The organism is Dyadobacter sp. CY345 (assembly GCF_021502725.1).
Taxonomy (GTDB): domain Bacteria; phylum Bacteroidota; class Bacteroidia; order Cytophagales; family Spirosomataceae; genus Dyadobacter.
Map to the genome: position 1 here is coordinate 166,417 of NZ_JAKFFS010000005.1, position 21,857 is coordinate 188,273.

Annotated in this window: 14 protein-coding genes; 10 read left to right on the top strand and 4 right to left on the bottom strand. The window is 40.7% G+C overall.

The annotated features are described in order from the left end of the window. Positions 1-225: 225 nt before the first annotated feature. From L0657_RS21315 to L0657_RS21360, 10 genes are all read left to right on the top strand, one after another. Complete coding sequence (locus L0657_RS21315; RefSeq protein WP_235152789.1) at positions 226-807, top strand: RNA polymerase sigma factor; 582 nt, start codon at positions 226-228, stop codon at positions 805-807. A gap of 122 nt (positions 808-929) precedes the next feature. Further along, positions 930-1,709, top strand: a complete 780-nt coding sequence (locus L0657_RS21320) for a DUF4974 domain-containing protein (RefSeq protein WP_235152790.1) — start codon at positions 930-932, stop codon at positions 1,707-1,709. 195 nt (positions 1,710-1,904) lie between these two features. After that, positions 1,905-5,354, top strand: a complete 3,450-nt coding sequence (locus L0657_RS21325; RefSeq protein ID WP_235152791.1) for a TonB-dependent receptor — start codon at positions 1,905-1,907, stop codon at positions 5,352-5,354. A 35-nt stretch (positions 5,355-5,389) separates the two neighbouring features. Next, entirely contained in the window at positions 5,390-6,898 is a 1,509-nt protein-coding gene (locus L0657_RS21330) for a RagB/SusD family nutrient uptake outer membrane protein (protein WP_235152792.1), read from the top strand. Between the two features lie 396 nt (positions 6,899-7,294). Continuing rightward, positions 7,295-9,988 (top strand): c-type cytochrome, encoded by a 2,694-nt coding sequence (locus L0657_RS21335; RefSeq protein ID WP_235152793.1) that lies wholly within the window; start codon positions 7,295-7,297, stop codon positions 9,986-9,988. Between the two features lie 72 nt (positions 9,989-10,060). Further along, complete coding sequence (locus L0657_RS21340; RefSeq protein WP_235152794.1) at positions 10,061-11,026, top strand: ThuA domain-containing protein; 966 nt, start codon at positions 10,061-10,063, stop codon at positions 11,024-11,026. A 36-nt stretch (positions 11,027-11,062) separates the two neighbouring features. After that, positions 11,063-11,959 (top strand): hydroxypyruvate isomerase family protein, encoded by an 897-nt coding sequence (locus L0657_RS21345; RefSeq protein ID WP_235152795.1) that lies wholly within the window; start codon positions 11,063-11,065, stop codon positions 11,957-11,959. A 494-nt stretch (positions 11,960-12,453) separates the two neighbouring features. Next, a complete protein-coding gene (locus tag L0657_RS21350) occupies positions 12,454-13,344 on the top strand; it encodes a hydroxypyruvate isomerase family protein (protein ID WP_235152796.1) in 891 nt (296 codons plus the stop codon). A 293-nt stretch (positions 13,345-13,637) separates the two neighbouring features. Beyond that, entirely contained in the window at positions 13,638-14,957 is a 1,320-nt protein-coding gene (locus tag L0657_RS28080; protein ID WP_235152797.1) for a TlpA disulfide reductase family protein, read from the top strand. A 39-nt stretch (positions 14,958-14,996) separates the two neighbouring features. Then, positions 14,997-15,941, top strand: coding sequence for a TraB/GumN family protein (locus tag L0657_RS21360; protein WP_235152798.1), 945 nt, complete (start codon positions 14,997-14,999; stop codon positions 15,939-15,941). 86 nt (positions 15,942-16,027) lie between these two features. Here the strand turns inward: L0657_RS21360 and L0657_RS21365 are convergent, their stop codons facing one another. Genes L0657_RS21365 through L0657_RS21380 form a run of 4 tightly spaced genes read right to left on the bottom strand, consistent with a single transcriptional unit; the run spans position 16,028 to position 21,764 of the window. Further along, positions 16,028-19,174 carry an efflux RND transporter permease subunit gene (locus tag L0657_RS21365; RefSeq protein ID WP_235152799.1) on the bottom strand — a complete coding sequence of 1,049 codons (3,147 nt, stop codon included), beginning with the start codon at positions 19,172-19,174 and terminating at the stop codon, positions 16,028-16,030. Next, positions 19,175-19,477 carry a DUF190 domain-containing protein gene (locus L0657_RS21370; RefSeq protein WP_235152800.1) on the bottom strand — a complete coding sequence of 101 codons (303 nt, stop codon included), beginning with the start codon at positions 19,475-19,477 and terminating at the stop codon, positions 19,175-19,177. A 15-nt stretch (positions 19,478-19,492) separates the two neighbouring features. Further along, on the bottom strand, positions 19,493-20,503 hold the full coding sequence (locus tag L0657_RS21375) for an efflux RND transporter periplasmic adaptor subunit (RefSeq protein ID WP_235152801.1): 1,011 nt from the start codon (positions 20,501-20,503) through the stop codon (positions 19,493-19,495). Between the two features lie 4 nt (positions 20,504-20,507). Next, positions 20,508-21,764, bottom strand: coding sequence for a TolC family protein (locus L0657_RS21380; protein WP_235152802.1), 1,257 nt, complete (start codon positions 21,762-21,764; stop codon positions 20,508-20,510). Positions 21,765-21,857 lie beyond the last annotated feature (93 nt).

Sequence of the window (21,857 nt, forward strand, 5' to 3'; positions counted from 1 at the left end):
GATAATTTCGTTTGCCCAAAAACTTCTTAAACGCTGCGAAAAAAGATTTTATAAATTCAGAAAGTAAAAATTTTAATATTACCAGACACAGCAGGATAGTTCCGGCTTTGGCGAATACTACTATTGTATAAATTATCGATTAAGTATGATTATTTACGTCAATTGATACGAGAATACATCAGTAAAGTGCATGAAGATGTACAGGTATTCACCAAAGAACATCCTATGAGCTCATCTGTCCCGGCTTTGTCTGAAATGCAACTCATTGAAAAATTTGTTCAAGGGGATAGAGATTCTTTTACAATTTTGTACAAGAAGTATTGGTATAAATTATATCTCATTGCTCAGAAACGTTTAAACGACAGAGCAGTTTCGGAAGAACTTACCCAGGAGATCTTTGTCCAGCTTTGGGAAAGGCGCGAAACACTTGAAATCAACTCGCTTGAAAATTACCTTGTGAAAGCAATCCGGTATGCTGTAATTGACTACATCCGTAACGAGATTGTAAAAAACAATTACTTGCACCACTACAAAGCTTTCGTTGCGCACGAGGAATCTGAAACTGAAAATGTCGTTGCCGTAAATGATTTGTCCACGTTTATGGAAGCCGGCCTTAAAACGCTACCGGAAAAATCGCAGGAAGTTTTCCGACTTAGCCGTATTGAAAACTGGCCGGTTGCAAGAATTGCTTCACACCTTCAATTGACGGAAAAGGGCGTTGAATATCACATCACGAAATCTATTAAGACATTAAAAGTATATCTCAAAGACTTTGTTGCCATCGCAATTCTGTTCTTTATGATATAATTATTTAGAGAACTTTGATAGCAATATTCAGTATAAATATAAACATTTTAATAATTTTTATAATACGACTAGGGATTTTTAATTTATAAACGACTTGTACATGTAGCTCAAATTCTTCTTCTATGACCAAGTCCGAATTCGAAAAATTGCTGCAACGCTATTTGAGAGGCGAGTGCACCGAAGAAGAAAAAGTGAAAATTAAAATTTGGTTTGACAGGATTGAAACAGATGAAAATGTCAATCTGTCGGAAGAGCGGAAACGGCAGTTAGAGTACTTCATACTGTTGGAAATTGATAGGAAAATCGACCAGAGCGATAATAAAAAAGCTAAATCGTTTAAGGTGCGATTAAATTCTTTCGCGATCTATGGAAGCATTGCAGCATCGTTAATTGTGACAATTTTTTTAATCAAAAACAATTGGACAATCAATGAAAAGCTGGTTTTAGACAAGAAAAATATTGAAGAATATATTGAATGTAAAACGATTAGACAATCAAACATCAAGGCCAATTGTAAACGGATTGTTCTGGAAAATAGTATGAAGGTCTGCCCGACACACAGGAGCAGTGTTACTTACGGAGATTATTCAACAAAACATCTGAGATCAGAAAAAACGCTTGTTCCGGAGCCGGTAATGATAGAAACCCCGGAAGTTGCCAGGTTAAAATTCATTTATGAAGACACGCCAATATTGAGAGTTTTGCAGGAATTGGGCCTGGTTTATAATATTCAAATACTGATCATGAACGACAAATTGAAAAATTACTCATTCACCGGCGACCTGACCGCGATGACATGTAAGGAAAAATTTGACCTGGTCTGCCAATCCGTGAATAGTGAATACAACATTCAGGGAACCAAAATAGTACTAGCGGGTTCAGGCTGTAAGCATAATCTTTAATCCAAAACCTTTTCCCATCATTTTAAACCAATATTATGAGCTAATTCAACTACCATCCCTTTCAAAAAATGACCGGAAGTGAGCCACCACTTCCGGTCGTTACAACGCCTCACCGCTTCGATAGTTCATCTGTTTCCAGATGTTGGTGGGAGCTCTATGTTTTATTTTTTCCATCTAATAAAACCATTCAAATTTATGAATCAACCGCGACAATTACAATTGTACGCCTCGCTGTACAAGATTATGAAAGTATCACTGGCGCAAGTCATTATGGCCATCGTGTTTACGACGATTTCATTTGCCGATAACATCGACGCGCAGGAGCTGCTAAATAAAAATGTAACGCTTCAACTGGAAAATGTTGACCTCAAAAATGCGCTGAACAAAATTGAAGACCAGACGAAGGTCAAGTTTGTATACAGCAAGGAATTGATCCAATCCAACAGATCTGTTTCAATATCAGCATCGAACCAGCATTTAGCCAAAACACTTGATGCACTTTTAAACCCCCTTAATATTTCTTATCGGGTTGTTTCGGGAAGAATTTTGTTGCAAAACGATACCTCTGCTGACTTGAAAGTAACACCTGGCACAGCAGCAGACCGAGCGATCAAAGGAAAAATTACCGACGAAACAGGTCAGGGACTTCCGGGTGTTAGTGTAGTTTTAAAAGGTACTTCAACAGGAACTGTATCGAATGAGACCGGCAATTACACAATTAATGCCCCTGATGGAGGTGGGACGCTCATCTTTTCCTTTCTGGGTTACATTTCTCAGGAAGTTGCATTGGGTTCCAATACTACTGTGGATGTTAAACTTGAAGTTGATTCAAAATCTCTTTCGGAAGTTGTGGTAGTTGGTTATGGTAGTCAGTTGAAAAAGGAAATTACCGGATCGGTACAGACTGTGAAAAGTGAAGAACTAAAAGATATTCCGGTATCTCAGGTAACGCAAAAGTTACAAGGAAGATTAGCTGGTGTTCAGATCAACCAGACCACGGGAAAGCCGGGTCAGGGTATGTCGGTTCGTATTCGTGGTCAGGTATCTGTCTCGGCAGGTAGTGATCCACTTTATGTTATTGACGGATTTCCCATCACAGGAACGATTGGCCAAATGAACCCTGACGAAATCGAAGATATTTCGGTATTAAAAGATGCTGCCTCAACTTCATTGTATGGATCAAGGGCGGCTAATGGTGTTGTTTTGATCACCACAAAAAAACCAAAAAATGGTCAGACGAATATCAGTTTAAATTCATTTTACGGAATTCAGAAAGTGCCGTCCAAGGGTTTGATCAAAATGATGAATGCCGAAGATTTTGCTCAATTCAAAAAAGAATATTACTCCGATGCCGGCCAGCCAGTTCCCGCCGAATTCCAAAATCCTGAGCAATACCGTGGAAAAAATAACGACTGGTATGGTGCACTTCTGAGAACTGCGCCAATCCAGAGTTATAACCTAACCATAACTTCAAATAAGGATAATGTCAGTACATCTTTGGTGGCTGGTGTTTTCAATCAGAAAGGAGTTGTTTTGAATAACAATTATAAAAGATATTCGATACGGATGAACACTGACTACGCCATTTCAAAAAAGGTAAAAGTTGGTTTTAATATTGCACCTCAGTACGTTTTTGATAACACACCAAGAACAGACGGAGACAGAGGTACCGGTATCCTTTTTAACGCTTTGCACACCTGGCCGGTTATGCCTATTTACGATGCCAATGGTGAGCTTACCACTTTCAACACTTTCCCTGGAAGCACCGGAAATATCTTTAATTATCCGAACTGGGTCAGAGCTGCAAATGAGCTGACAAACGAAACGAAAATCACAAAACTGTTAGGTAATGCTTATGTGCAATATCAGCCAGTGAAGGGATTGACGTTAAGATCGACGATTAATGTTGAGCAGGAGAGTAATAAATATTTCTTCTTCAACCCGTCCACTGCCACAAACTTTATTAACGTTCCTATTCCAACGACAGCGGTTTCGATACGACAAAACATATCAAATTTTTCGTGGCTTAACGAAAACCTTGCTACTTACAATAAAAGTTTAGGGAACCACAATTTTGAGCTTTTGGCAGGTTTTACACAGCAAAGATTCCACCAGGAATTTGACCGTATTACGGCGAACACCTATACTGACGACAGGCTTCCGACTATCCAGGGAGCATTGAATATCGACCGAGGTGGATCTTTTAATGTCAATGGAATATCCGGATCCAATACATTCAATGGTATCAATGAATGGTCGTTGGCTTCATACATCTCGCGCTTGACTTATAATTACAAAGGAAAATACCTCTTCACAGCCGCTGTACGTGCTGACGGTAGTTCACGTTTTGGCTCAAACAATCGTTGGGGAACTTTTCCATCTGCATCTGTGGGCTGGGTTGTCTCCGATGAAGAATTCTTGAAAAACGTTCGTCAGGTCTCTTTTGCAAAATTGAGAGCCAGTTATGGTATTATCGGTAATAATAACATCGGTAACTACACACAATATGCTTTGGTAAACAACACGACCAATGCGGTTTTTGGAAACACTGTTGCTACGGGAGCAAACGTAACTTCGCTGGCAAACAGTAACCTTGGATGGGAAACTACGAAACAATTTGACCTTGGTTTAGATCTAGGTCTGTTCAATGACCGTATCCAGTTTATTTACGATTTTTATACGAAGAGAACTACGAATCTTTTGTATAGCGTTCAGATCCCTCAGGAATCCGGGTTCACCAACTTTAACGATAACATTGGTGAGATCAAGTTTTGGGGACATGAGTTTTCACTTACCTCCCGCAATTTAGACGGTCGTTTGAAGTGGACAACCAATGCTAATATTTCCTTCAACAGAAATAAAGTGTTAGCGTTGGCCGAAGGTATTGACCGTGTTTACGGCACTTTCCACATCACCCAAGTTGGCCAGCCCTTCGGCCAGTTCTATGGAATGGTTGCGCAGGGAAACTATATGAATGACGAAGATCTTGCAAAATCTCCGAAAATTCCTGGCCGCTCCATTGTAGGTAACATCAAATTGAAAGATGTAAACGGCGACGGTGTGATCACGAACGGTGGCGATCAGGATGACAGAACAATCATCGGAAATCCATTCCCGAAATTTACATACGGCGTAACCAATGAATTCAAATACAAAAACTGGGATATGTCTATTACCGGTTCAGGATCATACGGTAACCAATTAATCGTACGCCACTTGTACAGTACCGCCAATCTTGACGGTGTATTTAATATGGTTGATGAAGTGAAGTACCGTTTCAGATCTCCGGAAAATCCTGGAAAAGGAATGTATGGTATTACAAATGCAGCCCTTGGAGGTAATTACACAGGCGTTGAAAGAGACTGGATGAACAGCCGTTTTATAGCAGACGCATCATATTTCACTATCAAAAATATTACGCTGGGCTACAACATCGGTGTAAAAAACCGATTCTTCAAATCTGCCAGACTTTATGCTTCTGTTCAGCAAGTTTATGTCTTCACAAAATATTGGGGTGGACCAAACCCGGAAACCAGTGCATCGGGTGACGGAACCGGCGACGGTGGAAACCTGAGCCAGGGTGTGGATTTATCCAACTATCCGGTTCCCCGCACTTGGACGCTTGGTGTGAACCTGAATTTTTAGAGAAGATTAATTTTCATTAAAAGACTTTATACAGAATGAAAAAGAAAATTATAATAGCCTGCCTGGCTGGATTCTTTCTAACAGCCTGCCGAGACGAATTTTTGAGTATCGTACCAGAAACTCAATTGAGTTCCGAAACCTTTTTCAAAACGCAGTCAGATTTTGCACAAGCGGTCAATGCAGCTTATGTTCCTCTTCGCGGTATATATAACGACCGTATCTGGAAGCTGACTGAGTTGCATTCGGATAATGCGTATTATGCAAGGAACACACTGTATGGTGCTGTGGATCCGACAGAAAATATTGCAGATTTTGCAGTTCCAACAGCCAATGGTGTTACTTCAAATGATAATGTTTTGCAGCAGTACCGTCTCGACTATCAAATTATTTCACGAGCAAACCAAATCCTGGCGCTTATTGATGGGATCGATTTTGACGCTACTACAAAAGGAAACCTGAAAGGACAAGCGCTTTTTTTAAGAGGTTATGCTTATTTCGAACTAACGCGTTTGTTTGGTAAAGTTCCGTTGCATTTAGTTCCTGTGACAAACCGCCAGGAGGCCGCGAGTCCGTTGGCAACGACGGAAGAGCTTTATGCACAAATTGAAAAAGATGTTACCGAAGCATCCACATTGTTGTTTGATAAAGTGAAACAGGAACCTGGCCGCGTTACCTCAGGAGCGGCAAGGACTTTGCTAGCCGACCTGTATATTACCCAGAAGAAATGGGCGCAAGCGGAAGCTGTCTTAAAACCAGTTATTGATGGTGGACAATATTCATTGATCACTGAATATGCTGATGCTTTCTCGACTTCTACAAGTAATAAAAACAACGCTGAATCTGTATTCGAAATTCAGTATATGGAAGGATCCGCGGGGTATAACGGAAACTATATTTACCAGGTAATTCCTTCGCCAATTACGGCCAATGAATTGCGTCCGATCACCGGAACTTCCAACACGCAGTCGACATCGCAGGAAAGCAACAACATTCCGACACCGGATATTATTGCTGCCTATGAAACCGGCGATAAGAGGAAAGATGCAACGATTGCTTATGTAACGCTGAGCCAAAGTTTAAGAGACGACAAGGTTTATCCTTACATTAAAAAGTTTGCAAAAACACATGCGCTGCATGGAAATACGGGTACCAACTTTCCTGTGTACCGCTACTCAGAAGTTTTGTTATTTATGGCCGAAGCTGCCAACGAACAGAACCGGCCAACAGATGCAGCAATGTATCTCAACATGGTTCGGAAACGTGCCGGCTTAGGAAATACTGCTGCTGCGTCTTCAGCTGATATGCGTGAAGCTATTTTTAAAGAGAGAAGAGTTGAACTAGCATTTGAAAACAAACGCTGGTTTGATATCGTTAGAGCTGGAAGGGTGCAGGAGATCATTGGTGCATATGGAGCGAGAGTTGTTGCAAATCCAAAAGCATATTACTTCCCGCAAGCAGCAGTTCCGCCTGCAAATGCATTTACGGTGCTTGATATTTATTACGGGCTTCCTGCGGTTGAAGCAGCATTAACGCCTAATTTTTAACTCGTTAGCAATTTAAAACATTGTCCTAAACCCTTGACAATTGAAAAGTGTAGTAAGTATTTTCTTACTGCACTTTTTGTTATTAATAGTATTATTAAATTGTACTAAGAAAACTATACATATAATACTATATGTATACATAAAAAATAAAGAAAGTTAAAAAATAACTACCCGTTCAATACATATAAAATATACTATACTTTTAATTTGTATTTACAGTTCAGGTTATTTTTTGCGATAACCCGACAGAACAGGATGGTACCCTCAACGATTCGCGTTATTATTGCAAAATCAGATTTTTCAAAGTTTTAATTTGCTTTATTTAAGTCTGTTTTAATTCATTTTTTGTTCATCATACGTTAAAAAATTATAATTACTTAAACTCTGAACTGTAAAATGTACACAAAAAAGCAATGGTCCAGACTTCCAATTACCCTTGCAGTGCTTATCGCTGTCGGTGTTTTTTGCGGAGTTTTGTTAAGCAACCGAACTGCTAAGACGAGACCACCCGGGTCAAAAGTTGATAAATTAAAACTGGCTGATGGTTTTGTTGCGGAACACCTATTCAGCCCATCGGAAGAGCAAAATGGCTCGTGGGTTTCTATGGCCTTCGATGATAAAGGAAGGCTAATTGCTTCTGATCAATACGGCAGTCTTTTCAGAGTCATTTTGGCTCCAATTGGCTCAACGGAGAAACCGAAAATTGAATCGCTTAAAATCGAGGGCGACACCGCGAAAATCGCCATGGGTTTTGCGCACGGTTTACTGTATGCTTTCAATAGTTTGTATGTTGTGATCAATAATCGTGAAAGCGCCAAGTTTCCCAAAGGAAGTGGGCTATACCGTTTACAGGACACCAACAACAATGATCAGTATGACAAAATAACGCTGCTGAAAGCGATGAAGGGTGAAGGAGAACATGGGCCGCACAGCGTTCAGCTTTCTCCTGACAAAAAATCTCTTTATGTAGTTGCAGGAAATCATACCGACCTTCCTGAAATGGATTCTTACCGTCTGCCAAAAAACTGGACAAACGATAACCTGTTTCCATTTATAAAAGATCCGAGAGGTCACGCCAACGACAGAATGGCTCCGGGTGGCTGGATTGCCCATACGGATCCGGAAGGAAAAACCTGGGAATTGGTCAGTGCCGGTTACAGAAATCCATTCGATATTGCTTTTAACGAAGCAGGTGATATGTTTACGTACGACTCCGACATGGAATGGGATTTCGGAACACCCTGGTACAGACCTACACGAATTTGCCACGCAACAAGCGCGAGTGAATTTGGATGGAGAACGGGTGATGCCAAATGGGCACCGTCTTTCCCTGACAACGTTGGGCCGGTCATGAACATCGGGCAAGGATCTCCTACAAATTTGATCTATCTGAAAGATGCCTTGTTTCCGGAGAAATATAAGAATACACTTTTAGCTTTCGACTGGAGTTTTGGTATCATGCACGGAATTCACCTGAAACCATCAGGAGGAACCTACACGGCTGACCATGAAGAATTTCTTTCGGGCTCTCCGTTACCATTGACAGATGGTGTTATCGGCCCGGACGGAGCGCTTTATTTCTTAACTGGTGGTCGCCGTCTTGAATCAGATCTCTACCGAATTTACTACAAGGATTACAAAAAATTAAAAGCGGGATCAAATGTAGCGACGGTTTCATTAACGCCGGAACACAAACTTCGTACGGAGCTGGAACAATATCATCTTGGTGTGAATCCGAAGGCTGTAAATGCTGCATGGCCGAATTTGGGGCATGCTGACAGATCAGTTCGTTATGCGGCCAGGTTGGCGGTAGAGCATCAGCCGGTAGCGGAATGGAAAGAAAAAGCACTGAATGAAAAAAATCCTGAAATCAAGATTGAGGCTTTACTTGCTCTGGCACGTCAAGGTGATAAGAGCGTAAAGGAGCCATTACTAAAAGCACTAACATCAATCGATTTCAAGAAACTTTCAGAATCGAAACAGCGGGATTTGCTTCGGACTTTCGAGGTTACATTTTTCCGTTATGGAGTATTGGAGGGACCGATAAAAACACAGGTTACGAATTATCTGAGTCCCCATTATCCTTCAACTTCTGCGTTGAGCAACCGTTTGTACAGCAAGTTACTTGTGTTCCTTGAAGCCCCGGGAGCTGTTGAGAGAACGTTGACTTTGCTTACAAAAAATGAATTCTTCGATGATAAAGACAATGAAACAGCAACAGCCTCTTCGGATCTTATCCTTCGTAATCCACAATATGGACTTGATATTGCAGGTATGCTTGAAAAGATGCCTGCAAAACAGCAAACTTTTTACGCGTTTGTGTTAAGTACTGCAAAAACCGGCTGGACGCCAGAGTTGCGTGACACATACTTTAAGTGGTATGACAAGGCATTCAGTTACAAGGGTGGAAGAAGTTATATCGGCTTCATTGAAAAAGCACGTCAGATTGCACTTGCGAACGTTCCGAAGGATAAGGTTGCTTATTACAATAAATTATCCGGAGCTGAAAAACTTACCTTAAACGGGAATGACCTGGCTATCGAATACAATCCAAAAGGTCCTGGAAGAAGCTGGAAAGTTGATAATGCTGTCAGTATGGTTCAGGACAGTCTCGCTGGTGCAGATTTTGAAACTGGAAAGAAGATTTTCTCCGCAGTGCTTTGCAGCAGATGCCACATGATGCAGGGAGAAGGAAGTGATATCGGACCGGATTTAACGCAGCTGGGAAACAGGTTCACAACACGTGATGTTCTCGAAGCCATTATTACGCCAGACAAAGCTGTATCTGATCAATATGCTTCGACCATATATACTTTAAAAAACGGAGAATCTGTTTTGGGAAGAGAAATGAATCAGGATGCGAATTTTTATTACATCGCCCAAAATCCATTTGACCAAAAAACGATCCGCAAAGTTTCTAAAAAAGAAGTTACTTCCACCAAAATCTCACCGGTTTCCATTATGTTACCAGGTTTGATAAATGGTTTAAATCCAAAAGAACTAAGAGATCTGATTGCTTATCTGGAATCGGGCGGAAGCAAGAACAGTCCAATCTATAAAGAAGGAACAGTTCAAAAAGGTGGAAAATAACTATACATTTTAAATGTTTAATTATTTTTAAAAGTAATAATTGTATAACCTGAATTGAATTAAAAATCGGGAATGGATAGTAGAATTATCCGTCTCACGAATTTTAATTCAATTCAGGTTTATTTTTTCGATTTCATGAAGATTCCTAAATTTCAAATTTCCCTTTTTGCATGGACGCTTATCTTATGTCTATTTGTTTGTGACGTAAATGCACTTCCTCGTAAAATCTACAAAGTGCTGATCATTGATGGCCAAAATAATCACAGGAATATGGCCGAAGGCTCGGTGATGATGAAAAAATTTCTGGAAGATACAGGGATGTTTACGGCAGAAATTGCCACCAGCCCGAAAAAAGGTGAAAATATGGAAAACTTCAAACCTGAGTTTTCAAATTATGACGTAGTGCTGTCAAATTACAACGGAGACTCCTGGTCGGAAGATACCAAGGTTGCTTTTGAGAAATATGTAAAAAATGGCGGCGGGCTTGTTGTAGTTCATGCCGCCGACAACGCTTTCCCGAAATGGCTTGCTTATAATAAAATGATTGGGATTGGTGGCTGGGAAGGACGGAACGAAAAGTCTGGTCCATATCTTTATTTTGATAAGGAAAAGGGAAAAATGGTAAAAGATACTATAAAAGGTTTGGGCGGAAGTCATGGTCACCAGCATGAATTCGTCGTCACGATCAGAGAAGCAAATCATCCGATCATGAAAGGCCTGCCCACTGAATGGCTGCATCAAAAAGATGAACTGTATGACCGTTTGAGAGGCCCTGCTGAAAATGTAACAGTTTTAGCGACGGCTTACAGTTCGGTTGAACAAAAAGGCTCGGGAAGAATTGAACCGATGCTTATGACTTTGCAATATGGTAAAGGAAGAATTTTCCATACAACACTTGGTCACGAAAACTACTCGCAGAAATGTGTAGGATTTATTACCACATTACAACGCGGTACTGAATGGGTGGCAACTGGTAAAGTGACGCAGCCCATACCCAAAGATTTCCCTACAAAAACAAAAGGGCGCGCAAGACCTTGATTATATAAAAAGACTAACCACAATAATTACAGTCCAATGAAAAGTACCTCCAACAGGCGTACCGCACTTAAAAATATCGTGGCCGGAGCAGGCGCTTTGAGCTTGCCATTATCCATGACCAACGTGATGGCTGCTTCTCAAAAAGCACTGGGCGTAAAACTAAACGGTAAAATCAATCACTCAGTCTGTCGTTGGTGTTACAGTAAAATTCCGCTGGAAACCCTGGCAGTGGAAGCAAAGAAAATAGGCCTAACCTCCATAGAACTTTGTGGTCCGGAAGAATGGCCGGTTTTGAAACAACACGGATTAACCTGCGCACTTCCATGGGGAGAAGGTCTGACTCGGAGCTTAGACAAGGGTTTTAATGATCCTAAAAACCATGAAGAACTGATCAAAGGTTTTACTGATATCATACCAAAAGTGCAGGCTGCCGGGTATGATAAAATCATCTGTTTTTCCGGAAATCGCCGTGGTATGAGTGATGTGGACGGGATGATGAATTGTGCAATTGGGTTGCGAAAATTGATGCCACTTGCTGAAAAACATAATGTCACGCTCGTAATGGAATTGCTTAACAGCAAGGTAAATCACAAGGATTATATGTGTGATCATACGGCCTGGGGAGCCGGATTATGTGAGATGGTTGGTTCTGAGAAGTTTAAATTGCTTTATGATATCTACCACATGCAGATCATGGAAGGTGACGTAATTGCTACAATCAGAAAGTACCACAAATATATAGCGCACTATCACACAGGCGGTGTTCCGGGTAGAAACGAGATTGATGAGACACAGGAGCTTTATTATCCTGCCATTATGAAGGCAATTGTGGAAACAGGTTATAAGGGTTTTGTAGGACAAGAGTTTGTTCCGAGCCGAAAAGATGATATTGCTTCTTTGAAACAGGGGGTAACTATTTGTGATATCGCTTAGAGACCGTTCAAATACAGCGAAAATTATAAAGCGGCTCCATGGAGCCTCCTGTTTATAGAAAATGCTTGGGTTCAAACCAACTTAACTCCATAGGAGTTTCCTGAAAGAGCAAGGAGGCTCATACGGAGCCAGGAATACACCTTGTACTAGACCGATTACTATAAACAGGAGAAGGCTACACCGTCATTAAGCTGGAAAATCGAGGTATAAGTCGATTGTAATACACTATTAACGCATTCTGGAATTAAAACATGAAACATTGAAGCATTATAAAGTGGTTCCGTGGAGTCTCCTGTTTAAAGAAAATGCCTTGGTTCAGCTCAACATAACTCCATAGGAGTTTCCGGAAAGTGCAAGGAGGCTCCGAAGGAGCCAGGAATATGCCTTGTAATGAATCGATTACTATAAACAGGAGACGGCTACACCGTCATTAAGCTGGAAAATCGAGGTATAAATAGATATCAATAGGCTCTTAGCCCAATACCGAATTATCAATGAAAACAAATACAAACAGACGTTCAGTATTAAAGAAAATAGTCGCCGGGGCCGGGCTTTCCACAATACCCCTTTCGGTGAGCCAGGTATTTGCCGCATCGGATAAGGCACTCGGACCGGAACTTAAAGGAAAAATTAACCACTCGGTTTGTAAATGGTGTTACTCCAAAATTCCATTGGAAACATTTGCACAGGAGTGTCAAAAAATCGGTTTAAAATCAATCGAATTACTCGGACCGGAAGAATGGCCGATATTAAAAAAATACGGCCTGACCTGCGCTTTGCCAAATGGCGCAGGCATGGGTATTGAAAAAGGATTTAACGATCCGAAGAACCATGATGCGCTTGTAAAAAGTTATGAAGAGATTTTCCCAAAACTCCAGGCAGCGGGATATACAACGGTTATCTGTTTTTCAGGAAATCGCAATGGGATGTCCGATGTTGACGGAATGCGTAACTGCGCAGAAGGTTTAAGGAAACTGATGCCTTCTGCTGAGAAACATAATGTCACGCTGATCATGGAGCTTTTGAACAGCAAAGTGAATCACCGAGATTATATGTGCGACCGGACAGAGTGGGGTGCAGGCCTGTGTGAAATGATCGGTTCTGAAAAATTCAAACTGCTTTATGACATTTACCATATGCAAATTATGGAAGGTGACGTGATTGCGACGATCAGAAAATATCATAAGTATATTGGACATTATCACACGGGTGGAGTTCCGGGACGGAATGAAATAGATGAAACGCAGGAATTATATTACCCAGCGATCATGAAGGCAATTGTTGAAACCGGTTACAAAGGATTCGTCGCGCAGGAATTTATTCCTAGCCGCAAGGATGATATTGCTTCGTTGAAACAGGGGGTGACGATTTGTGATATTGGTTGAGATAAAAAACAATGCAAATCGACAGAATAATTGACTGAACAATTATAGCTTTTTTAAGAATGAGTCATTCACTACCCCCGTTTTTTTGCCTTTGCGAGTGAAACGGGGGATTTTATTATTCAAATAGCCTGAGTAACGACTAGCACGCTGATAAATTGAAATTGCTAATTCTCATGCTTCGAGCACCGATATACAAAAATCAAGAAATCACAAATTACTCAAATATGATTTTCTATATTTCGTACTTGAATTTGTTGATCTTTCTCTGTATTACTTCCTATTCGGTCGGCCAAGTGTTAATTTATCCATCGAAAATAAAAGGAAGCGGGTTTGGATTTTACTACAATGACTTGTGGAAAGAAAGGCCAACCCTACATGAGTCTGATTTCAAACAAACAATTGCAATAAGTAATGAATTTCCAATTCGAATAATCAGCATAGAATCTTCTTCAAGAAACAAAAATGGAGTAAATACTTCTTTTGTGTTATTTCCAAACGATACGGTTTTTTTTAGTAGGAAAGACAGCGGTCTGATCATGGAGACACATAAGAATAACCGGCGAAATAATGAACTACGATTTTTTTCAGAATTGAACGAACACGTAGGACAGTATGAAGGGTATATGGTAGACGTTTATCCAAAGAACTGGACCCTCTATCAAAAGCTAGATCAGGAAGATATTAATCTAAAAAAAAGAAGAGAATTTCTCGACAATTACTCGATAAAATATGAGATAAGTTCTGAATTCATCGAATATTTAAAAGCTAGTTTTTATTATAAAATGATTAACAAAAAATTCGATCAACTTCAAATAGAGAAAACCATTTCTGACTCGATAAGAAACGTCTATGATAACTATATTTTCAAGCAAAGCCGTGAATACTGGTATTTAAATGAGTATTCAAATGCCTCTCTTTCATATATGTTTTTTAAAAGCATGAATGGGTCTAAACGAAGTAGTTACATGGAGCAATTGCATGCTGCTAAAAAAATATTTTCTCATGAAACTTTTGACGTGGTTGCACTAGGTATTCTAAATAATGCCAAGACCTCAAATTCTGATTCACTGACAGAATTGGTTACGAATATTCTGAACTTGGTAAATACAGAAAAAATCTCCAAATACATTGAAGAAGCTTATTTAACTGATGTAAAATACAAGCATGGAACATTGCCAAATGATAGGCACAATATATTAATTGATAAGCACAAAAACGGGAGAAACATATCTGACTTCCTAAACCAGCAACGCGGTAAAATTGTGTACCTAGATTTCTGGGCTAGTTGGTGTGCTCCATGCCGACAGTCCATGCCAGCTTCACATCAATTAAGAGAAAAATTTAAAGACCAGGATATTATTTTCGTATATATATCTATCGATAAAAATAGTATATCCTGGAAAAAAGCCAGTGAGGAAGAAGGGCTCGATCATATTATTGATAATTATTTACTAACAAATGGTAAGGGATTTGACTTCTTGAAAGGTAATCATATTGAATCAATTCCGCGATACATGATTTTTGGCAAGGACGGCATGTTAATTAATGGCGATGCTCCTAGGCCCGAAAGTGGAGAAATTAGTAACATATTGAATAGATTATCTAAAAAATAAAAATTCCTGAAAACAAATTAATCTCGAATTTTTAAAACAATGAAATTTGTTACGCCATTTCAGCAATTTGTTCTAATATTTCTGATTTTTTCATTTCCAGAATGTGCATCAGGGCAGAACAGAAGAGTAAAATTCGTCAACTCTAAAAATGCTACTATACTTTGGAAAATCTCAGGTCATGACTGTAAGAAATCTTCATATTTCTTGGGAACATTTCATTTGGCAGATGCTGACTGGTTATATGACTACCCCCAAATGAAAAAAGTTATTGATAGCACAAACTTCATATTAACCGAAGCGTTTACTACGCTGACGCCAAATACCCAGCCTAACAGAGAGACTCAATTAAAAGCTTTGCCACTACTCAATGATGCACAATTCCAGGTACTTGATTCATTTTTTGTTGCAAGAGTTGGTGAAGGAATTAAAGATAATATTGAAGCAAAAAATATGACTGTTGCTGAAATGGAAGCCGCAATATTATCAACGCTCACTTCAGGATCGCAAGGGCCAAACGGTATTACCAAATATATGGATCTGGATTTGTTTAAACTTTATCAGAAACTTGGCAGGAGCGGAGATCGTCTGGATCCACTAAAACCAACAGAGTTTGATTCGGACAACATTAAACATGCAAAGCAACATCTTGCACGTTCCATTAAATACATAGAAAACAGTGATAAATCGGATTGGAATATTTATCAGATGAAAGGGGTAGATCAAATAATTGATGATTACAAGAGAATGAAAGTTGAATACAAGCTGAATGAGACAGCTAATTTTGATACATCCAGCAATTTCGACTTTGTACCGATGAACATACGTAACGAGCAATGGATGAGTAAAATAACTTCACATATCTCAGATATCCCGTGTCTTATCGCGGTTGGACTCGACCATCTTCGTTACCAAACTGGCCTGATTATGCTACTACGTGGGAAAGGCTACCTTGTTGAACCTGTGTCACTTAGTGAACTTCACTAATCAAAATATAATTGTCAGTATTAATAGCGAATAAAAACCGCACACGAACGCGCGGCGGTTTTTACTCTTTTCAATAAACATCCAATTTAGTCCAGGTTATCTTCGTCTCTGGCAGGTTTCACTTTCCGATGCTTTTCTGCCCATAAATACAGCGGTGGCAATAGGATTGGCGCAAAGATTAAGGTGCTGGTTAGACCGCCGATGATTACAGTCGACAATGGTCTTTGAACATCTGAACCGATTCCTGACGAAATGGCTGCCGGCACCAAACCAATAATCGCGACAACCAATATTGACAAAAGTGCCCGAAGCTGTTCGGTCGATGCTGATAAAACATTACTCCGCAGATCGTTATCTGTGTTCAAAGAAGCACGGTTGAGCGCGGAAACCAGTAATACACCGGCCATGACCGAAATCCCGAAAATACTTACAAAACCAACGCCTGCGGAAACGTTAAAGTAGTAGCCGCGTATCAGCAAAGCAACAATGCCACCGCCAAGCGCGAAAAGTATACAGCTCATAGTCACCATGGTATGCGCCAGATTTTTGAACAACATAAACAAGAACAGGAACACCATCACAATAGTCAGCGGAATGGTGAATGCCAATTGTTTTCCCGCACGTTCAAGGTTTTCATACTGACCGCCGTAAACTATACTGTAACCTTTTGGAACATGAACCTTCGCGTCAAGTTTCTTCTGCAATTCAGCCACGAATCCACCCTGATCGCGTCCGCGGATGTTCGTTCTAACCGTTACCATACGTTTGCTTCCATAGCGGTAAATATTCGTTTGACCTTGTATGAAATGAATATCAGCCAGCTGATTCATAGGTATAAGCGCACCGCTTAACGATGGAATTTGCAGGTTTTTAATCGCATCAATGGAGTTTCTGTACTCGGGCAAGAAACGAACAACAATGTCATAACGCTTCGTGCCGTCATACAAGGTAGAAATAGTCTTACCACCGATTGCTGCTTCGATCATATTCTGGATATCAGCGACATTTATCCCAAAACGTGCAGCATTCTGACGATTAATATTGATTGCCAGCTGATCCTGAGGACCTTCCTGTTCGATATTTACGTTTTCCGCACCAGCGGTTTGTTTAACAATCGCAGCAATACTATCCGCTTTCTGGCGCATCATCGTCAGATCATCCCCGACAATCGATATAGCCAAGTCGGCGGCGCTGCCTGTCACAATCTCCATTACCTGATCAATAATTGGCTGACCGGAAGAAAATGCAACCGAAGGCAACTGAGCCTGGAGGTCTTTTTTAATTTTATCAACCAGCTCCTTTTTGGTAATTGTCTTTGCCCAAAGATCGTAGTCTTTCAACCCGATCAAAATCTCGTTCCGGTTGGCAGGAAATGGATCCGTACCATCATCATTCCGGCCCGACTGGGTGATTACGAATGATATCTGCGGATATTTTGCAATGATACTTCTGATCTTCGGCGCATAACTTGCGTTTTCCTGAATGGTGATACCGGATGCGAAATTTCCACGCAAAAAGATGGAACCTTCGTCCAGAGTCGGAAGAAATTCTGAGCCTAATTTGGCTCCGCAGAGAACTAAAACCATCACAACAGCAAATCCAATCAAAACGGTGGACTTGTAATGTGTCAAAAATTTGGCAACCGTTTTGGCATAAAGTTTCGTCAGTCCGTCAAGAATAAAATTCTTGTGTTCCTTCATAGGCTTGTCCGGATTCGCCAATTGTTTCTTGTAAGCGAACGAAATTAACACTGGTATAAAAGTTAACGCCGCTAGCATTGAGCCAATAACTGCAAATGCGAGCGTTAAAGCCATTGGAGAGAACAATTTTCCTTCTACCCGAGTCATTAATAAAATCGGCATATAGGCCAGGATAATGATGGTCACCGAGAAGAAAATTTCACGACCGACTTCCTGCGCAGCAAGCAAAGTGATCTTCACTATCCCTTGTTTTTTCTCCTCAACAGTTGCGGTCCTATATTTTCTGATCAAATGTTCGGCCATTACACAGGCTCCATCCACGATGATACCAAAGTCAATCGCACCGAGCGAAAGTAAGTTGGCCGGGATACCTGTCAAACGCATCAAAATAAAAGCGAACAACAATGAAAATGGAATGGTGAGGGCAACAACCAATGCACTTCTGACACTTCCCAGGAAAAAAATCAAAAGAATAATAACGATTGAAATTCCTTCAAACAGGGTATGGGCAACGGTTTCCAAAGAGTGATCGATCAGGAAACTTCTGTCGTAGAGCGGTCGTAAAGTAACACCTTCCGGCAATTCGCTTCCCTGTAAATCCGTCATTCTTTGCTTTAAAACTTTCAATACCTCACTCGGGTTTTCATAACGGCGCAGCAAAATAATACCTTCAACGCCGCCACTGACATCCACGCTGTCTTTGGTAATGGTGTAACCCATCACGCCACTTGGCGGCGGTGGTGTAATTTCCACCGTCGCCACATCGCGAAGAAATACCGGGACGCCGTTCTGTGATTTTAAAACAATATTCTGAATATCATTTTCATTCTTTATCGCACCTAATCCGCGAACAGCGAAACCTTGTCCGCCACGAGAAATGATATTTCCTCCGGTATTCTGGTTGTTGGCGTTTACGGCGTCCATAACGTTTTGTAAGGACAGACCGTATTTCACCAGTTTTTGCGGAGAAGTAAGAATATGAAATTGTTTCAGCGGCCCGCCAAATGTTGTAACATCTGCTATCCCAGGAACTTGCAGCAAAGCAGGTTTGATAACCCAATCCTGCAAATCACGCAATTGCGTTGGACTGAAAGTTGGCGGTGCTTCGACGACGTAACGGAGGATCTCACCAACGGCCGTTGATAGGGGAGCAAGTTCGGGCGCTACACCTGCCGGCAACTCAGCGGCCGCTACTCTTTCCAAAACCTGTTGTCTGGCGAAATAATCGTCTGTTCCGTCTTTGAACGTAAGCTGCACGACAGAAAGCCCAAAAATTGTCCGGCTTCTGCGGTCTAAAACATTAGGCGTATTTTGAAGCGCACGTTCAATCGGAACAGTAACCTGTTGTTCAACTTCCTCGGCTGCACGGCCTGGATATTGAGCAATCACGATTACATTGGTATCAGCGATATCGGGATATGCCTCAATTTTTAGCTGTGTAAAACACCAGTATCCGATACCCATCAATACGAAACTGATGGAAATTACCACCCATCTGTTTCGCAAACTAAAAAAAAGCAAGTTCTTAATCATTTAATTCCACTGGTCTACGTGATGTGTAACAATAAACCCGCTTTTTACTTCTTCGCGAAGCGTCGTTAAAGCCGATTTTACATTTTCTTCTTCGTCTATGAATGTGATCATAACGGGCGTTTCGTCGAAACTAAATAGGTCATATGGCCTGTTCAGGTGTTTCGTTTCGTCATAGCCTAGTCTTCCGATGAACACGGTTGCACCACGAATTTTCTCTTTCATGAGCAGTTGCATAATATACTCGTATAGCGGCTGCTCGCGGAAAAACTGATCTTTTCCGATAAATATTTGTGCTTGTAACATGATCTCTATTTGGTTTTAGTAACCGAACGACAGTCCTTTCAACTGCATAACGCCTTTGATCGCAACGGAGTCGCCATTGTCCAACCCGGAAAAAACGATAATTCTGTCGCCAACCTGATCGCCGATATTAACCTCTTTACGCTGAAAGCAATTCGCTCCGTTTTTCACAAAAACATAACTTTTTCCCTGTATCGTGATCAACGCATCTTTGTTGACACTTATATTTTTTCCTTCACTGACGCCGAACCCAACCGTTCCGAACATACCTGCTTTCAGTTTTCCGTCTGCGTTATTCATACTGACGCGTAGCTTAACCATCCTCGTCGTTGGATCTACCATATCCGCAACGTTATCAATTATTCCGGTAAACTTGTCATTTGGAAAAGCTGTGAATTGCACAGTGCACTGGCTTCCATTTTTGATTTTACTTATTGCATTTTCAGGAATATCACAAGTAATATAAGCCGTTCCCGCCTTTGCCTTACGAAGCAAATCCGCCTGAAATCCACCTTCTTTCAACTTTGTTTCGTGCTCTATTAAAGCAGCTCTTTCATTGGACAGATTGGTTTGTTCCATCGACATTGCGGTCTGTGCATCAAGTAAATCCTTACCCGTAGCGGCGCCGTGCTGCTGCAAATCCTGAACGCGGCTTAATTCAATTTTCCGCTGTTTTATATTTACATTTTGAATCTGATTAATCGTAATCAAATGCTGAATAAGCTGGGTATAACTACCGGCAAGATCCGGATTCTGAAACAAAACAATATTCTGTGAGGCGCCCTCATTGGATCTGACCACTGTTGCAGAGACCGTTGCAGGAGCTGTTATGTCAGCAGTCAACGAGCTGCTGCCAATGGTTTCTGTTTGAAAAAATTTAACACTTTCCGCTTTCGGAAATTCAATTTTCGCACCGTTTTCTGTAATCGTCGGCTCTATATTTTCCACTTTCTCGGCTTTCTCAGCCTTTTTCTCGCAGGAAAAAAGTATTATTCCAAAAAGCCAGCCGTACTTTAATAAATTCTTCATGATGTTATTGCGCGATTTGATTAATGATCCCCGAAGCATACAATAGTTTAATGTAGCTCTGACGGTATAATTGTAAGGTTTCGTAGTATTGTTGTTGGGTATCCAGCCAGCTTCGTTGTGCTTCCAGAAAATCTATAATGGTCGTTCCGCCACGCAGATATGAATATTTGACATTGTTTAAAATCGTCTGAGACTGCGCTAACAATCCGGTAAAATTTTGAAGATTCTGCTTCTGGGTTATGTAACTGCTATATGCCGTCGAAATCTCACTTTGAATCAGCGATTGTGTTGCCAGTAAATCCTGTTCAGCCTGTTGTTTCAATACATGAGATTTTTTTATCTCGCCCTGGTTACGGGAAAAAATCGGAATGGCAATGGTTCCATAAACACCCATGTAAGGCACCCCGTTTTGCGGGTTAAAAATTGCACCCAGTTCAGGGACAGGAAGTGCCATAGACTTTTGAAGTTTTATATTGGAATTCGCAACATCGATGGTCGACTTCAATGTCTGAATATCACTACGCGACTGTAAGGCCTGTTGCAACAAATCATCAACATTCGCAGGAAAAGCAAACTGGAAATTATCGGTCGTGTCAACGTTTATATCTTCCTGAATGCCCATGAGGTATTTCAGGTTAATGATCTCATTCTTATAGTTCTGATCGGCAGACTTCATTTGAACATTATACTGATTCGCAAGAAGCTCAGTTCTGGCCAGATCGGTCGTCGTGATCACTTGATTTTTCAAACGTACTTTATTGATATTCACCAAAGTATCAATATTACTTTTGGCAATATTCAATATGTCAAGTTGTTTTCGGGCCGACCATACGTCCAGCCATTTGCTTGCTACATCCTGAAATAACTTCCGTTCAGTTTCAGTGTATGCTTTCTGGTTAAGGATAACATTCTGATTGGCATAATCAATTTTATTCTTCCTTAATTCCGGCATTTGGAACGGCTTGGTAACCTGCCACCAGACCTGACGATTCAGGTGATTGGACCAACTACTATTATCCGGAAATTTTGAAGCTTTAATCAGTTGTAAGGACTGATTGTTCAAGACAGGGTTGGGCCGTAAACTTGCCGTAACGATATCTGTTTCAGCAATGGTTACGTTAAATTGTTCCCTTTTCAAATTTGGGTTATTCGTTTTTGCCGCCTGCAAAGCTTGTTGCAAACTATAATTTGTCTGGGCAGATGCCGTTTCAAAAAGGCAACACGTAATAACAATGGCGGTAATTAAGACTTTAAAATGCATCTCCTTCTTGTTGATTGCTAATATGATAGCAAAAGTGCATTTACTTCATAAGAAGTACCGTTAGAGAACTCATAGAAAATTATTAGAAAAAAA

Excerpts from the sequence above, each read along its gene's own strand:
- L0657_RS21320 (WP_235152790.1), top strand. The coding sequence starts at position 930 with ATGACCAAGTCCGAATTCGAAAAATTGCTGCAACGCTATTTGAGAGGC.
- L0657_RS21375 (WP_235152801.1), bottom strand. The coding sequence starts at position 20,503 with ATGAAGAATTTATTAAAGTACGGCTGGCTTTTTGGAATAATACTTTTT.
- L0657_RS21335 (WP_235152793.1), top strand. The coding sequence starts at position 7,295 with ATGTACACAAAAAAGCAATGGTCCAGACTTCCAATTACCCTTGCAGTG.
- L0657_RS21370 (WP_235152800.1), bottom strand. The coding sequence starts at position 19,477 with ATGTTACAAGCACAAATATTTATCGGAAAAGATCAGTTTTTCCGCGAG.
- L0657_RS21340 (WP_235152794.1), top strand. The coding sequence starts at position 10,061 with ATGGATAGTAGAATTATCCGTCTCACGAATTTTAATTCAATTCAGGTT.
- L0657_RS21330 (WP_235152792.1), top strand. The coding sequence starts at position 5,390 with ATGAAAAAGAAAATTATAATAGCCTGCCTGGCTGGATTCTTTCTAACA.
- L0657_RS21325 (WP_235152791.1), top strand. The coding sequence starts at position 1,905 with ATGAATCAACCGCGACAATTACAATTGTACGCCTCGCTGTACAAGATT.
- L0657_RS21380 (WP_235152802.1), bottom strand. The coding sequence starts at position 21,764 with ATGCATTTTAAAGTCTTAATTACCGCCATTGTTATTACGTGTTGCCTT.
- L0657_RS21345 (WP_235152795.1), top strand. The coding sequence starts at position 11,063 with ATGAAAAGTACCTCCAACAGGCGTACCGCACTTAAAAATATCGTGGCC.
- L0657_RS21315 (WP_235152789.1), top strand. The coding sequence starts at position 226 with ATGAGCTCATCTGTCCCGGCTTTGTCTGAAATGCAACTCATTGAAAAA.
- L0657_RS21350 (WP_235152796.1), top strand. The coding sequence starts at position 12,454 with ATGAAAACAAATACAAACAGACGTTCAGTATTAAAGAAAATAGTCGCC.
- L0657_RS21365 (WP_235152799.1), bottom strand. The coding sequence starts at position 19,174 with ATGATTAAGAACTTGCTTTTTTTTAGTTTGCGAAACAGATGGGTGGTA.
- L0657_RS21360 (WP_235152798.1), top strand. The coding sequence starts at position 14,997 with ATGAAATTTGTTACGCCATTTCAGCAATTTGTTCTAATATTTCTGATT.